This is a genomic window from Streptomyces sp. NPDC003032 (assembly GCF_053591415.1).
The window spans coordinates 22545-36515 of sequence record NZ_JBSFTT010000054.1 but is presented as its reverse complement, the minus strand read 5'-3'; the positions used below and the strand labels follow the sequence as shown (position 1 = coordinate 36515).

The following is a 13971-nucleotide window of genomic DNA, read 5'->3' as shown; positions in this document are numbered from 1 at the left end:
ATCAGTTCGTACGCGGCGACGATGCCGGAGAGGCCACCGCCGATGACGGCGACCTCGGTGCCGTGCTCGGTCGCGGGTATCTGCACTGGCATGCGGGGCGGTCGCTGCGCTCCCTTCGCCCACGCGGAGCGTGGGCGCCTCCCTCCGCTGCGCTCCTGGAGGCAGTGGGGCCGGCCGCTGCGCGCCCGGCTGGCCGCGCATCGCGCGGCCGTGCCTCTGGGGTGTGGTGGTGCGGCTAGTGGGGCCTCTAGTGGGGGAGTTGGGGGAGCGCGGGGCGCTCCCGGCGAGTCCGCTGCGCTCCCCCGCCTGACGGTCCTTCCGGCTGCGCCTCCAGAACCGTTGGGGCCCGCTGGCGCGGGCCGGGCTGGTTAGTGGGGTGGGGGTCGCTCGTTCGTGTGGGTTCCAGTGTAGTGCACGCATCGGGTTGATGCAGCATGTACCGTTGGCGGAAACACGGGACACCCCCCAACCACCCGGGCGGGGCGCACCTTTTGATGAAAAGTCAACGCCCGTGTTTTGCCACCCAGTCATGCGAGGAATCACGAATTGAGCGGCTTGGGGCCTCAGCCACAGAACAGTACTTCGGATATCGGCAAGCATGAATTCCGGCGTGCGGAGGTACCGGAGCCGAACGGCCCCTCGGGCCGGGCGGCGGAACCCGCCATGGAGGCCGGCCCCGCCTCCTGGTGCTTGTTCGTCACGGTCGACACCGCCCGAGACTCAGAGCCGCTGGTGCCGCCTACGGTCTGTGCGGGCCCACGGGCCCGCACGCGAAGCCGCCTTAGCCACGAGGGGTCCGGTTCGGCGCCTGCGGGTGGACCTCAGCCACCTAATACTTACGCAGATCAAGAACCCGCTGGTCAGCGGCCTGCACGTCCGGCGATCTGTCACCCCAGGAGGTACACAACGTCTGCGATGTGTACCTCCTGGGTAGTCACATCGCAGACGGAATGTCGGCCAAGCCGACAGTTTTGGGCTCGAAACGTCAGCCAGGCCGACGTTTGCGACGGCGTCCCGTTGAACGGTCTGCCGTCGCCTGGAGGGGGGAGATCTGTCCCCCCTGGGGGGACACAACACGCCGGAATGTCAGTGAGGCCGACATATCTGTCGGCGTGGCTGACATACTGCTGGCGTCCAAGATCAGCGGAGTGGAGAGCAGCCTCGTGACACCCGAGCCACAGCGCCGTCGTCCCGCACCGAAGCGCGCGCCGCGCCGTACGGAGCTGCCCCTCGGTGAGGAGATCCAGGCATGGTCCAAGCCGGTGCAGCCGGTTGACGACCTCGACTCGGTCGCTCGCCGCTACCCGCGCCGGAAGCTCTCGCTCAGCAGCGAGCGCAAGCCGATGGAGTTCTACGAGCACCCGGAGCGCCCCAAGGCGTTCTCCATGGACTCACTGGAGTTCTTCTTCCTGATCGCGCAGTACTTCCGCGAGGCCCTGCCGCTGCGGCTGATCCTGCTGCTAATCGCTTGCCAGAAGGCCGGCGGGCAGATCCGGCTGACACAGGAGGAGATGGCGACGGTCCTGGACGTGCCCCGCGCGAAGACCAACGAGGCGCTGCAGGAGGTCATGAGCCATGGCATCGTCTTCAAGGTGCGCCGCGGCGTCTACCAGTTCAACCCGCCCTACTCGTACCGTGTAGCGGAGTTCATCCCGGGCACGGAGCTGGTCGAAGCCGAGTACGTGCAGGTCGACCAGGACAAGACGATCGCGAAGATCCGCAGGGACGAGAGCCTGCCGGATCTGGTGCGGTTCCCGTCGCTGGAGCACATGCGCGAGGCGATCGAGGAACTGCGGAAGAAGCGGGCCGAGGAACGCGCTGCACGCCGACTGGCCCGTGCGCAGCGCCAGGAGGAGGAATCAGCCCAGTGAGCACCTTGAAGTGGTCGGCGACCAATGCCGACGGTCTTCTCGCCGACCTGGACCTGCCGCCCGCCGCCTACCGCGCGCTGCTGAAGCTCCGGGCGCGCAGCGAGGCCGGAGGCCGCATCGCGGTGGACCAGGCCACCCTCGGTGAGCTGCTTGGGCTCAGCCGCCCCAGCGTGAACGCCGCGCTGCGGGAGCTGGAGCTGGCCAAGCTCGTCAAGAAGGTCCGCAACGGCGTCTACCAGATCAACCCGATGCTGGCCGGCTACAACTCCCCCGAGGACGCCCTGGACGCCGTCAAGGCGATGCCCAAGGCGGACCGGCTGGACAGCAAGACCTACGTGGCGGACTACCACCGGGCCGTCGCCGCCTACCAGGACCAGCTCGCCGAGCAGCGCAAGAAGCGCGCGGCCGCGGCCGCCGCCAAGAAGGCCGCGGCCGCCAAGAGGCGCGGCTCGCTACACGCCGTCGGCTGACCCGACCGAACCCTCGCACGGCATCGGCGCTGCCCCCTCCACGGGCGCAGCGCCGATCGCGTTCCCGGTGTCGGCGCCGACACCAGAGGTCCCCGTCTGGGTGGACAAAGGTTTCCCCGTACAGGACCAAACCGACCATCGCCAGCTCTGCTGGCGTAGCGCGGGCAGCAAGTAGGCGGTAGCACCAGGGATACCGCCTTGTTCTAGTTCTCCAGAACAAGCGCCGTCCGGCCGAGCACCGCGTACACCGTTCCCCTCCAGGGGAAAGCCGCAGGCAGGACGACCCGCACGGGCGTTCCCGAAAGGCTTTGCCGCGCGCCGCCCGCCCGAGCGTCGGCCGGCGCGGTACGAGTAGGCCGTGACGCACAACTTCGGCATCCACTTCACCCAGGAGCTGGCGAACCGCTACGGCCTCCCCACCGATGACTGGCCCGCGAGCACGGAGCCCGTGACGTCGTTCTTCACGATCGTCGTCAACGCCGTGGGCCGGGGCCGGGCCCTGGACTGGTTCGAGGCGGCACGCCGCGCCGAACGCCGCGTGGACGAGGTGGACCAGGCCCGGACCTATCAGTTCGGCTTCGCCGCCTACCTTGCCGACGCCCTGGACTTCTACGGCCAGCGGCCGACCCTCGCTGAGACCGTCGCCTGGGAGGCCGTGAAGGGAGCCCGCGAGGTCGCGCGCCACGGTTCCGGAGTCGACCTCGACGCTGGTTTCGACGTCCTCCTCGACTGCGCCGTGCGGGCGTGCGGGCGCAGCAGCAGCCGACAGGTCAACAGGCCGACAGGAGCAGCCGCGCCCGCGTAGCCGCTGATTGCCGCGGTGCTCCGCTGCACGCGGTGAGGTCGGCCTTGCTACACGAGCAGCACCCGTGTGCCGCCTGGCGGGACGCTGCTGCACTCCGGCCCGTGCTGCGGGATGCGGCAGACGGCCTTGCCACCCTTCGCCACCAGGAGCAGCAGCGGCTGCTGCACGGCGCAGGTCGCGCGGGGTGCAAGGCGTGCTGCGGGATGCGCGTATCGGCAGCCGGGTCGTGGCTCTCCGGGGCGGGGCGTGCGAATGCTGCGCTGCGCTGGGGAGGCGTCTTGCACCCCATTGGTAGGTACTACCTGTAGTACCTACCAATGGGGGCCTGTCCGGAGGCGTCTTGCACCCCATTGGTAGGTACTACCTGTAGTACCTACCAATGGGGTGCAAGACGCCTCCGGACAGGCCCCCACCGAGCCGCCGGCGCAGCGTCCGGAGGCCGGGGTGTAAGGGTGCAAGGCGGGCGGCAGCTGCCCGGCCGTACTTCCGGTACTTCGCCTTCGGCGGGTGAGGAAGAGCGCGCCCGTCATCAGGTCAGTCAGTCCTACGTCTTCCTTGTACGCGAGCCATCCCTCACCAACCGACAGACCCGATCCCTCACCAACCGACGGACATGCGCAGAGGCCGGCCGCGCCAGCAGCACGCGGTCGGCCTGGTCCAGGGCGTCGCGGGTCAGACCTCGAGGTAGGCGACGACGACCACGGTCCGAAGGGCGGTCACCCAGTACAGGAGGCGTACGCGCTCGACTTCGTCGGCGTACTCGCGCAGCTGGGGGCCAGTGGTGTCGCCGGGGATCGGCTCGCCGACCTCGGGGTCGACGGAGACGACGACCAGGGCGCGGTCCAGGGCGTGGATCTCTGCCTCGCTGGTGATGTTCTCCAGCTGCTTGGCGGCGGAGTCGGAGAACGCGATCCGGGCGCGGCGCGGGCCGTGCTGTGGGGCCATCAGGCGACGGCCGGGCGCTGAGCGGCGAGGCGGGCGAGGTGGGCCTCGCGCAGCTCCTCCCAGGGGGTGCACTGTTCGGGGTCGGGCAGGCCGTTGGTGGCGATGTCCTCCAGGACGGCGGCGAACCGGTCGGCGTCGGCGCGGGTCTTGGCCGCGTACGCGCGGACCGCGTCGGCGGCCGCGGGCTCCAACTGCCGGGCGTGGTCGGCGGTGGCCGGCTGTTCGCTCATCGAGGGCCTCCAGGGCGCGAACGGGCGTGTGCCACCACGGTATCGGCCGTACGGCGGCCGTGGGGCCGCTCCGCTCACTCGGGCACAGTGCTCGCGGCCGCGGCCTCTTCGACCTTGTGACACCAGGGCTCGCCGGCGCACTGCCCGCCGAATCCGGGCTGGGCGCAGGTGCACTCCGGTCCGCGCTGCGTCACCTGCGTGATGCGGTAGAGGCCCGGGGTCATCTTGTCGATGCGCAGCTTCTGGACCTTCGCTGTGGCTTCTTGGATCGAGGCGGCGTGGGTGGTGTAGATCAGGGTGGTGGCGCCGGGGTGGGACGGGTCGGTGCACCGTGCCATGACCTGGTACTCGTGCTGCGTCATCGCGCCTCCCGGCTGCTCAGGCGGGCAGGCCGGGGAGGACCTGGCCGTCGGTGATCTGGGCGCGGGCGGTCAGGGCGTGGCCGTCGCACACCACGTAGCGGTCGCCGTCGTCGGCCTGGATGGTGTGGGTGGCCGGCTCGGTGCAGGCCGCGTCCAGCCGGTCGTACGGCCAGACGTTGAAGCAGACGGGGTTCGTGCACCAGGAGTCGACGCCCTCGGTGGCTCGCGCGCGGGACTTGAGAGTGCCGCCGTGCTCCGGGCACACACCCCACGGCACGGTGCACCGGCTCGGGTCGGTGGCGGTGCTCTGCAGGGCCTGGGCGTAGAGCGCGGCGGTGGCGCTGTCGGTGCTCACCCCGGAGATTCTTTTCCGCACCCGGCGGCCCGCACGAGGCCGATCCCGGCGGTTACGTTCCGTACCCGCGCCCGGCGGGGGTGTCACGCTGCTCGGTGTGCGCGAAAACGGGGGGGTTGGCCCCGTGATTGCGGGCCCGAAGGGCAGCGTGACAGTCGGATCGGGGGTGCGTGACACCCGAGCGTGACAGTCAGTTGGTCACCTTCGGTGATCAGCGGGCGGGATGAGCGCGGGCGAGGAGCACGGCGAGTTCACCGGCGGCTTCGGGTTCGGCGGTGGCGAGTCGGGCCGCGAACGCCAGCTGGTCGACGTCGGCGTCGGGGACCAGGCGGGCGAGTTCGGCGAGCAGCGCGGCGTGGGCGAGGACCGGTGGGGTGAGAAGGCCGGCGGCTTCCTTGCGGGCGGCGGGGTCGCGGTAGTGGCCGCGGTGCGCGGCCAGGGCGTGGGCGAGCCAGGCGTCGACGTCGGCCTGGACGTACCCGCCGGCTCGCCGAGTGAGTTCGTCCCGGGCGGCTTCGTCCCCGGTGCGGGGCTCGATCTGCTCCAGCGTGCCGAGCTCGCGCAGCGCCTGGAGTTCATCGGCGCGGGCCGCGACCCGGGCGGCTTCGCGCAGTTCGGCCTCGCGGGCGGCGGCGGCCGCGGCCGCGGCTTCGGCCGCGAGTTCGGCGCGGACGACGTCGTCGGTGTCCGGGTCGTAGACGGTGCCCGCCGACGCGGCGGCGAGCAGCTGGTCGATGCGCTCCCACTCCGCGAGCTCCGCCGGGCCGCGGACGTCGTCGGCCAGGTCCTCGTGCCGGGAGTCCTGCCGCGCGTCGAACCGGGCGTCCTTGAGGGCGGCCGCGACGGCGTCGGCGTCCATGCCCTTCGCCCGTCGCCGTACGACGCGGCGGCCGATGCGGGCCGGGTCGACCGGCTCGCGGAGCGCGGCGACGCGCGGGGCGAGCGGACGGCGGGCGGTGCGCCGGGGCGGCCAGGGCGTGGTCATCGTCGGCCTCAATTCGTGGTGCGGATTCGGGATCGGGCCGCCGTCAGAGCGCTGTACGGCGGCCCGCCGGATTGTTTTATAGCAGGCGCGTAAATCGACCGGGTTAGAATAGGAACTCGATGGCTTGAACGTGTGTGAAATCCGCGCGCAGGCCATCGGCCCGGGTGCCCCATTCCGTGAAATACGACTCGGTGATGGCCTCCGCGACGATCGGATGCAGATCCTCCTCTGTCGCTCCGGCCTCCTGGAGCTCCAGGATCTGCTTCGCGTAGGTGGGTGAGATCGGGGTGGTGATGGTGCGTATGCGGCCGTCGTCCGAGCTGCCCGAGCACGTGAATCCGAAGTACGCCGTCACCTCCACCATCATTCCGCTGGACGTGGAAGCCTGTTGACGTGCCTGTGCCCTGACCTGCGGTTGCCACTCGGACTCGGTCTCCTCCACCAGGGCGGCCTGGAGGCGCTTCTGCGGGGTCTTCAGCTTCCCGGCGCGGTAGCGCTCGATCGTGCGGGTCGAGGTCCCCACGCGCTCCGCCAGGGCCTTGGCCGACCCCTTCACCCGCGTGAGGAGGAATTTCACCTGTGCATTCGCGGACTTCGGCGCGGGCCGGGTGAAGACCTTCCGCTCCGCCCGCGCGAGGGCCTCCAGGACCTTGCCGCGACGTGGGGCCGGCCGCTGTTGCTCGTGTTCGCTCATGCCTCCAGGGGCTCACGGCTCGCCTGTGGACAGAGGCGGGCGCCCGTGCCGGGGCCGGTGCTGTCGGCGTCCGTCCGTACGGTGGGAGACGTGACGACGTCCTCCGCCCCCGAGCCGGTGCCGGTGCCGATCCGGGTGCTGCTGCCCGGGGACCAGGAGGTCGTCGCGCAGCTGTGGTCCCGGCGGCAGGCCCGCGACGGCTGGCGGTATGAGGTCGGGCTCCCGGCCTACCGCAACGGCCCCGGCGACACGGTGGAACCTGCCGAGTACCGGGTCTGGGTGCGCGCTCCTGACCACGTGCGGCCTGTGGACGGCGTCTCGTACGACGCCGTGCCCACCGAGTACCTGGAGCAGCCCTCGCCCGTCCAGGAGGCGCTGGGGCCGCGGCGGCCGTCCGGCTGGGTACTGGCGAAGGCCGGCGGGCGCGGTCCCGGCCGGGGCGGTGTCGTGCACGCCGTCGACTGCGAAGAGGTGCCGGCCGGAGCGCCGGTGCTGCCGCTGGAGCGGGCGCTGGACGCAGCCGAGCAGCCGGGGGTGCGGCTGTGCTCGCTGTGCGGCGCGGCCGCTGAGCTGGACCCCGTCCTCAAGGGCTTCGAGTGCGGCTTCGAAGAGACGTGAGCGGGAGGTCAGCGGCGGGCGACGGTGTACCCGGCGTCGTTGACAGCGGTGGTCCACACGTCGCGGTCGAACCACTTGGTGATGTTTGGCTGCAGTTCGTTGATGGTGCGCATCCGGGCTTCCCAGTCGTGTCCGGCCGGGCCGCGGCTGCCGTCGCAGCCGGTGCAGCCGTCCTCGCCGTGGATGTGGCCGGCCATCCAGGCGTTGACGGCGACGTTGATGATGACTGCGTACAGGTCGCCGCCGGTCTGAGCCAGGGAGTCCGGTACCCCGGCGAGGACCAGGGCGAGCTCCGGGTTGTCGAGCGGCGGCATCGGGGCCTGCCCGACGACCTTCTCGCTGCTGCTCTCTTCGTAGGAGGACAGGCTCTGCGCGAGCCGGTCGGCCGTGGCGGAGGCGTCGAAGTACCGCCAGGCGGAACGGACCTGGATCCCGAGCCGCTCCGCCACGGTGGCGATCTGCCGTTCGATTGTGTCCTCCACGGTCGTCGGCGCAAGGGTCACCCCCCGGCGGGCCAGCTCCGCGAGCGTCTGGGCAACGGCTTCCTTGAACGCCTTCGTGTTCCGCACCACCGCATCGTAGGCGCGTCGACGCAGCCGCCGAAGTCGCTTCTTCAGCATTGACCGGCAACGGCGTGCAGTTCGGGCGGCGTTGTCAGTGGCGGCTGCCACCATCCGGCCATGCCCATCAGCCGGGAGTACGCACGCTGCCTCTTCGCGGACCTGACGCAGAACGCCACGGTGCCGCTGGACCCTGACGAGCTCCTCCACATGCCGCGTCTGCGGCAGCACGGCCATGTCTTCTTCGGCGACATAGCGGTGCGCTGCTACAAGCACAAGGCGCGCTGGATGTACGACGAACGCGACATCCGTGCCGCCGGCCAGGCCCTGGCGGACCTGTACGTGGACCTGGGCGATGTCGTCGACGTGCAGCTGCCCGCGTACCGCGACCTCCCGGAGCGCGACCCGGCCGAGTGGCACCGGCCAGACTGGCGGCGCACGCTGACGTCGTGGATGGTCGAGCGGGCCCGCTTCAAGCAGCTCCAGGAGAACCGTCCCTATGACGAGTGGGGCGACTGGAAGGCCATCGGTGACAACGGGCTGCCCGGGGGCCTGACGTGGGAGGAGTTCGTCACCTCCAGCAGCCAGGCCCGGCACCTGCAGAACATCGCCGGCACCCGGCCCCTCGAGCTGCTGGCCTGGACCGGTGAGACCTGGCTTCTGCCCCGGGCCTACACCGAGCTCCTGGACCGCTGGGAGCAGCGGCAGGGCGAGCTGGTCGACCGGGCCCGGCTGTGCCGCTGCGGAGCCCAGGGACCGTACGAGGGAGGCTGGCGACGGAACACCCGCACGGGGTACATCACCATGTGCCCGCCGTGTGCCGGGGAGTCCAGCCAGCTGTACACCGGCCATCTGCGGGGCGTGCTGTACGACGCTCACCGCCGGCGTGGTACCCGGGCAGACGACTACCTGTGCCGGCTGTGCAAGCAGAGCCCGGCGGCGGCGTGGGATCACTGCCACGAGCACGGCTACGTCCGCGGCCCGCTGTGCGGCAGCTGCAACACCCGCGAAGGAACAGGGCTCCCCTACCTGTTCCTCCGCCTCGAAGGGGCGCCGCTGCACCTCCTGGAATGCCGCGGCTGCCTCGAACAGCGGACCTTGCCGCGCCGGTTCCACACCGCTGTCGTCCGCGCGCATCTGGAGCAGACCGAGCGGCACGAGCGCTGCCCGCGCGAGCCGTACGCCCGCGAGGTGGGGCACGCCCACGGTGTGCGCCGGTTCGAGCTGGAGTGCAGCGGATGGCATGCCAGCCGGTGGACGAAGGACGTGACGGCGCCCGAAATGGCCGCGTTGGTGCAGGCCTTCGTCGACGCGGCGCTTACCGCACGGGAAGGCCGGCCTTCTCCCGGCCCGGCCATGGACGCGGGGTGACCGCCATCCGGCTACGTCGTTGAACACGGCATCGCGTGCATGGCCATCCGATCCCCGCGGATACACGAGCGAGCCCCGGACCACGGCCGGAAGGTCCCTCCCTGGGGCCGAGCCGGTGACGCGGGCCGGTCGCCGCTCGTGCTGGGGGCCATCGTGGGGCGCGGTCCAAGAGACGTCACAGCGGGGAGGGTTCATGGCGTACGAAGTGGTCACAGTGGGCTTTCGTACGGATCTTCATGCCCGGTGGTCGGTGTTCTTCGACGTCTTGGACGTGCCGTGGGTGTACGAGCCGCGGTCCTTCCGGGCCGCCGACGGCTCGGCGTGCAGGCCAGCGTTCTGGCTGCCGCGTGAACGGCGCTGGTTCGCCGCCGAGTTGGAAACCGCGCCGTCGTGGTGGGGCCGGTTCACCGCCGCCGTCATCGACAGCGGCGAGGTGTGGGAGCCGTGGAACGACGGCGAGGAGGAGTCCGCCGAGGACCCGCAGATCGAGGTCGACAGGGAGTGGCACGGGGAGGTGTTGCTGTGTCTGGGAGGCATCCCGAATGGCTACACCCCCTCCCGTGACCTTTCCGGCGGGCCGTGGCACCGGCAGCGGGGGATGTACGCGTCGGGCGATTTTCCGTACCGGTGGACGCTTTGCCCCGAGTGCGGCCTGTTCGGCGCCACCTTCTCGGGATATGCGGAGCGCCTGCCGTGCCCGTGCCTGGACGACGGGAAGGTCGACAACAGCGCTGACAAGTGGCTGCTGGACGCCTACCGGGCCGCTGCGGAGGAGAGCTTCCACCGCAGCGACAGGCAGACGGATTTCCCTGTCGTGCGCCAGTTCTTGGTACGTCAGGAGGGCCTAGCGGCGCTGGAGCACTGTACGGGCCTGTGCCGCTCGGTCGGTGACCAGCTGCGCGCCGAGGTGCCGCCGGGTGGGTACGCGGAGGTCCCCGACGGTGCGGACGCCCTGTGCGGCGAGTGCCCCGGCTTCGTGTGCGTCGCGTGCGGCCAGCAGCCGGCCGCCCGGGCCGGGGCGGCGTGCCGCTCGTGCGAGCCGCCGGTCCGGCTCACCTACCGGCGGGCCCGGCAGGCCCTGAACGACGGGGCGGGGGAGGCCGGGCACGCCGCCCGCCGGTCGGCGCGGGAGATCAACACACTGATCAACCGGGAGACCGGGGCCAGGAACCGGGCCCGCGCGTCCCTGGCCCAGCTCGCCGCGGGTCTGACTCTGGTGGAGCGCTGGATCGACGAACCGTCCCTGATCCCCAAGGGTGGGTCCCGACGGCCCTGGCTGTCCGAGGAGGAACTTGACCGGATGCACGGCGCGGAGCTGCGCCGGGTGCTGAGCCAGTGGGTGGGGCCGCTGGCCACCGCGGTCGGTGAGCCGTACGCGCTCATCCAGCTGCGTCTCAACTATGTGATGGGGGTGGAGCAGCGCGCCGACGCGGACGACGAGCAGTTGCGAGAGGGGATCTGCCAGGCCCAGGAATGGGTCCGTCATCCAGATGCGTACCGGGAGCATGCGCGCGGTGCCGAGGCGGAGGTCGCACCGGGCTCGATGCCGGAGCCGATGCGCATCCGCCGGGCGCCAGCGGACTCCTCCTGCCATCTGTGCACCACCCCCGTGGCGGCCGGGGAGGTCGTCGGCCGGCTCCACCAGCCGCGCGGGCGGGGTTGCACCCCCCTGGGATGGCTGTGCGCGCACTGTCTGTACGACCGGCGGGCCAAGCCCCGCCGCCTGGACTTGCTGCTGCGCTTGTTCGACCAGCTGTTCGCCGGGGGCGGCGTGCGGGTGAACGCCGCCGAGGCCGAGGCACTGCTCGCCTGGCTCCTCATGACCCCGGCGGCAGTGCTGCCGCAGGCGGAGCAGGAGGCGCTGCCGGACGTATGTGTGGCCCTCCAGCGTGCCGTCGAGGCGCAGGATCCGGTGACACTGCTGCCGTACTACGGTGTCCTCGCCGTCATCGGCACCTTCCACTACGCCGGACCCGCCGCAGGGGTCACCGAGCGGGAGGCCGTCGTGCTGGAGGCGGTTGTGCAGCATGTGGCGGAGTGGAAGGCCAACTCGCAGCGCCTGGATCCGGACCACTACCGCGACCGGAGGGCCTGGCGGCGCGCGATCCTCGACCAGACCGGCCAGCCCACCGTCCTGTCCCAGCGCGGCGGCCCCTTTCTTGTCTGAGCTGCCCGGTGGCCGGTTCAGTCGCCCCGAACCACGCAGATGCGGCTCTCACTGACCGTTTCCCAGTCGATGGTGATCCGGAAGCGGGCGTGCACGGGCAGGTCCTTCGCCGCCACCGGGGCCGGGGGAAGCCCGCGGTCCAGCGTGATCTCCCCCGTCTCGTCGACGAGATAGTCCAGAGCGGCCTGCAGTTCATCCGGGGAGAAGCCGGTGGCGTCCTCGAGGCGCTCCAGTGATGTGGACACCTGCTCGGGGTGGTCCAGGGTGTGGCTGAAGTAGGTAAGGAGTGCCTGTTCGGCTGGCTGGAGGGTGTGGATCGCACGGATCTTGCGCAGCTGCTGAAGACGCTCCTCGGGAAGGGTGAGCACGTCCTCGGGCAGGGGGAGCCGCTTGGGCGTATACCAGCGCCGGCCCATCCGCCGGACGAGTCCGAGGGCTTCCATGGTGGCCGCCAGCTCCCGCACCGTGACCGGCTCTGGAAGGGAACGCTCACGCAGCGCGGCCGCGAGCCACTCCTGGTGGGCGGCAGCGGCGGCATGGATCTCTGCGGCCTCCTCCGGCGTGGTGTCGGCGAGATCCTCGTCGTCGACCCACAGCACCGGCGAGTCCAGGCCCTCGTCGCCGAGCTGGAGCGCGTGGACGGCCTCCGCCCCGAAGACCTGCGCGACAATGTCGTCCAGATCCCCTTCCAGACGCTGGACCGTGGCCGTGCCGAACAGCATGGCGATCATCATGGGCTGATGCCGCGGCAGAACATGCGGCCACAGGCTCGGGAACCAGTCGTTGTGCAGGGACAGACACTCCCCCGCGGGCAGCGGCGCGGCGGTGGCGGTGGCGGACGACATGACGCTCTCCGATCGAGAAGGGGAACCTGCCCCCAGCAACGAGGGCACCACCTCCGGGTGCCGGACAGGCTCTTCACGCTGGGCCGAGCGGACTAGTGTCGTTACATGACCCTCAACGCTGACGAGCGCGAACTGCTGCGCCGGATCTCCGAGGCCGGCAGCCCTGTCGAGCCGTCCAACTACTTCCACAGCATCCACCCGCCCAACTTCCCCACCTCCGCGGCTGAAGACGACCCCCGCCGCGAGGCATGGGTGGAACTGCAGATGAACCTCTACCGTGCTCACATCCGGCTACACGAGCTGGGCCTGGTGGAGGTCGTGTACCCGGCCAACGGCGAACGAGGCGACCTCGTGGTGGTCACGGACGCTAGCCGCGCCGCACTCGCGTAGGCCCCGCCCCGGGTACGACGGCCGCTGGCCAGCCGTCAACCGGCGGCGCCCGGTGACCTCCTGGAGGCGGTTGCCGTGCTCCGAACCGGTGACAGCGGCGGCACCAGGGCACGGTCCGGCGTCATGGTGGCAGGACACACGGTTCCGGGCAGCGGGAGCAGCATGACGTTCGAAGCGGTCACTCTCGACATGGCCACCCTCGATTTCCCCACCGTCGCCGAGATCGCCGCCCTGCATGGTGCGCCCCTGCGCTCCTGGGGGGACACCGGGACCGAGGCGGTTGCCGGGATCGTGGGCAAGCCCGCCGAGCGTGTCCGGGCCCGGCTCACCAAGACTGTAGGCATCAAGGGCCTCCAGACGGCCGACGACGAGGACCTCCGCGAGTGCCTGCGGGTGCTGCGCACCTGGCTCAGTGACCCGGCCGCCTACACCCCGGCCGCCCCCAAGCCGAAGGTCCAGCGCCCGGAGGGCATCGGCCAGCTCCCCGTGCCTCGCACGGTCAAGCAGGCCCACACCGAGACGACGTGCGGGCTGTGCGCCGATCCGGTCAAGGCCGGTGACCTCGTCGGCCGGATGCGCGACCCCAAGGACCGCCAGTTCACGCCGATGGGTTGGCTGTGCGCGCATTGTCTGTACGAACGGCGCGAGAAGCCGCGGCGGCGCGACGTCGTCCTGCGGATCTTCCACCACCTCTTCGCCGGCAGCGCCGCCGGCCTCAACGCCTACGAGTGCGACGTCCTGTGCACCTGGCTCACCGAAGCCGAGGTGCTGGCCGCCTCCACCGTCTGGCGCAAGGACCCGCTCGACACCACCCTGATGCGGCTGAAGACCAGCGTTACCGAGGGCAAGGGCACGACGTGGATCGCCACGCCCACTGCCCACACCATCATCACCGCCCTCCTGGACGCGCCCGGCAGCTCCGAGGCGGAGAGCGCGCTTCTACGCGCTGTCGCCCAGCACCTGGACGAGTGGAAGACCAACCCCCGGGGCATCGAGGCCCGCCGGTACGGAACCGGCCCCCGCTACCGCGCCGAGGTTCTCAAGACGACGGACCGTCCGACCGTGCTCTCCGAACGCGGAGGGCCCTTCGACCTCCACCACACCCCGCCCCCGGCCACCGAGCCGGGCGACGCGGTAGGCAGCGCGGGCTGACCAATGTGCCTACCCCAGCCCGGCCCCGGGCGCAAGGAGACCGCCCCACAGCGACGTCGTTGAACAGGTCGCCTGCATGCACATCCGGCCCTGCGGATACGCGAGCGAGCCCCGGACCTGCATTGGTCCGGATGTGACTCAGCACCTCAGT

At 71.0% G+C, this 13971-nt stretch carries 16 protein-coding genes; 8 read left to right on the top strand and 8 right to left on the bottom strand.

Annotation, left to right across the window (positions count from 1 at the left end; translation table 11 throughout):
• Positions 1–1112 precede the first annotated feature (1112 nt).
• The 3 genes from ACWDZ7_RS38930 to ACWDZ7_RS38920 all read left to right on the top strand — a co-directional run bounded on the left by ACWDZ7_RS38930 (position 1113) and on the right by ACWDZ7_RS38920 (position 3146).
• Complete coding sequence (locus ACWDZ7_RS38930; RefSeq protein WP_451803486.1) at positions 1113–1871, top strand: hypothetical protein; 759 nt, start codon at positions 1113–1115, stop codon at positions 1869–1871.
• Positions 1868–2341, top strand: coding sequence for a helix-turn-helix domain-containing protein (locus ACWDZ7_RS38925; RefSeq protein WP_451803485.1), 474 nt, complete (start codon positions 1868–1870; stop codon positions 2339–2341). The genes ACWDZ7_RS38930 and ACWDZ7_RS38925 overlap by 4 nt, the downstream gene beginning before the upstream one ends.
• Positions 2342–2699: 358 nt before the next feature.
• Positions 2700–3146, top strand: coding sequence for a hypothetical protein (locus ACWDZ7_RS38920; RefSeq protein WP_451803484.1), 447 nt, complete (start codon positions 2700–2702; stop codon positions 3144–3146).
• A gap of 672 nt (positions 3147–3818) precedes the next feature.
• Here the strand turns inward: ACWDZ7_RS38920 and ACWDZ7_RS38915 are convergent.
• The 6 genes from ACWDZ7_RS38915 to tpg form a co-directional block, all read right to left on the bottom strand.
• Positions 3819–4091 (bottom strand): hypothetical protein, encoded by a 273-nt coding sequence (locus ACWDZ7_RS38915; RefSeq protein ID WP_451803483.1) that lies wholly within the window; start codon positions 4089–4091, stop codon positions 3819–3821.
• A complete protein-coding gene (locus ACWDZ7_RS38910) occupies positions 4091–4321 on the bottom strand; it encodes a hypothetical protein (protein ID WP_451803482.1) in 231 nt (76 codons plus the stop codon). Before ACWDZ7_RS38910 ends, ACWDZ7_RS38915 begins: the two co-directional genes overlap by 1 nt.
• A gap of 74 nt (positions 4322–4395) precedes the next feature.
• Positions 4396–4683, bottom strand: a complete 288-nt coding sequence (locus ACWDZ7_RS38905; RefSeq protein WP_451803481.1) for a hypothetical protein — start codon at positions 4681–4683, stop codon at positions 4396–4398.
• Between the two features lie 16 nt (positions 4684–4699).
• Positions 4700–5038 carry a hypothetical protein gene (locus ACWDZ7_RS38900; protein ID WP_451803480.1) on the bottom strand — a complete coding sequence of 113 codons (339 nt, stop codon included), beginning with the start codon at positions 5036–5038 and terminating at the stop codon, positions 4700–4702.
• Positions 5039–5249: 211 nt separating this feature from the next.
• Positions 5250–6023, bottom strand: a complete 774-nt coding sequence (locus ACWDZ7_RS38895) for a hypothetical protein (RefSeq protein WP_451803479.1) — start codon at positions 6021–6023, stop codon at positions 5250–5252.
• A 103-nt stretch (positions 6024–6126) separates the two neighbouring features.
• Positions 6127–6717, bottom strand: a complete 591-nt coding sequence (tpg, locus tag ACWDZ7_RS38890) for a telomere-protecting terminal protein Tpg (RefSeq protein ID WP_451201620.1) — start codon at positions 6715–6717, stop codon at positions 6127–6129.
• Between the two features lie 90 nt (positions 6718–6807).
• Here tpg and ACWDZ7_RS38885 point away from each other — a divergent pair, with 90 nt between their 5' ends.
• Positions 6808–7335, top strand: coding sequence for a DUF6233 domain-containing protein (locus ACWDZ7_RS38885; protein WP_451803478.1), 528 nt, complete (start codon positions 6808–6810; stop codon positions 7333–7335).
• Positions 7336–7343: 8 nt separating this feature from the next.
• On the opposite strand, the gene ACWDZ7_RS38880 is transcribed toward ACWDZ7_RS38885, so the two are convergent.
• On the bottom strand, positions 7344–7904 hold the full coding sequence (locus ACWDZ7_RS38880) for a hypothetical protein (protein WP_451803477.1): 561 nt from the start codon (positions 7902–7904) through the stop codon (positions 7344–7346).
• Positions 7905–8015: 111 nt separating this feature from the next.
• Here ACWDZ7_RS38880 and ACWDZ7_RS38875 point away from each other — a divergent pair, with 111 nt between their 5' ends.
• On the top strand, positions 8016–9266 hold the full coding sequence (locus ACWDZ7_RS38875) for an endonuclease domain-containing protein (protein WP_451803476.1): 1251 nt from the start codon (positions 8016–8018) through the stop codon (positions 9264–9266).
• Positions 9267–9459: 193 nt separating this feature from the next.
• Positions 9460–11433, top strand: a complete 1974-nt coding sequence (locus tag ACWDZ7_RS38870) for a hypothetical protein (protein ID WP_451803475.1) — start codon at positions 9460–9462, stop codon at positions 11431–11433.
• 17 nt (positions 11434–11450) lie between these two features.
• On the opposite strand, the gene ACWDZ7_RS38865 is transcribed toward ACWDZ7_RS38870, so the two are convergent.
• The gene (locus ACWDZ7_RS38865) at positions 11451–12278 is read right to left on the bottom strand and encodes a DUF6042 family protein (RefSeq protein ID WP_451803474.1); all 828 of its coding nucleotides are present in this window, start codon (positions 12276–12278) and stop codon (positions 11451–11453) included.
• Between the two features lie 105 nt (positions 12279–12383).
• Between ACWDZ7_RS38865 and ACWDZ7_RS38860 the strand changes: the two genes are divergently transcribed.
• On the top strand, positions 12384–12668 hold the full coding sequence (locus ACWDZ7_RS38860; protein ID WP_451803473.1) for a hypothetical protein: 285 nt from the start codon (positions 12384–12386) through the stop codon (positions 12666–12668).
• A 162-nt stretch (positions 12669–12830) separates the two neighbouring features.
• Positions 12831–13820 (top strand): hypothetical protein, encoded by a 990-nt coding sequence (locus ACWDZ7_RS38855; protein WP_451803472.1) that lies wholly within the window; start codon positions 12831–12833, stop codon positions 13818–13820.
• Positions 13821–13971: the final 151 nt, after the last annotated feature.

What these genes read in the sequence shown, in the direction of transcription:
- ACWDZ7_RS38905 (WP_451803481.1), bottom strand. Translation starts at nt 4,683, where the DNA reads ATGACGCAGCACGAGTACCAGGTCATGGCACGGTGCACCGACCCGTCC.
- ACWDZ7_RS38875 (WP_451803476.1), top strand. Translation starts at nt 8,016, where the DNA reads ATGCCCATCAGCCGGGAGTACGCACGCTGCCTCTTCGCGGACCTGACG.
- tpg (WP_451201620.1), bottom strand. Translation starts at nt 6,717, where the DNA reads ATGAGCGAACACGAGCAACAGCGGCCGGCCCCACGTCGCGGCAAGGTC.
- ACWDZ7_RS38870 (WP_451803475.1), top strand. Translation starts at nt 9,460, where the DNA reads ATGGCGTACGAAGTGGTCACAGTGGGCTTTCGTACGGATCTTCATGCC.
- ACWDZ7_RS38895 (WP_451803479.1), bottom strand. Translation starts at nt 6,023, where the DNA reads ATGACCACGCCCTGGCCGCCCCGGCGCACCGCCCGCCGTCCGCTCGCC.
- ACWDZ7_RS38855 (WP_451803472.1), top strand. Translation starts at nt 12,831, where the DNA reads ATGACGTTCGAAGCGGTCACTCTCGACATGGCCACCCTCGATTTCCCC.
- ACWDZ7_RS38860 (WP_451803473.1), top strand. Translation starts at nt 12,384, where the DNA reads ATGACCCTCAACGCTGACGAGCGCGAACTGCTGCGCCGGATCTCCGAG.
- ACWDZ7_RS38915 (WP_451803483.1), bottom strand. Translation starts at nt 4,091, where the DNA reads ATGGCCCCACAGCACGGCCCGCGCCGCGCCCGGATCGCGTTCTCCGAC.
- ACWDZ7_RS38910 (WP_451803482.1), bottom strand. Translation starts at nt 4,321, where the DNA reads ATGAGCGAACAGCCGGCCACCGCCGACCACGCCCGGCAGTTGGAGCCC.
- ACWDZ7_RS38865 (WP_451803474.1), bottom strand. Translation starts at nt 12,278, where the DNA reads ATGTCGTCCGCCACCGCCACCGCCGCGCCGCTGCCCGCGGGGGAGTGT.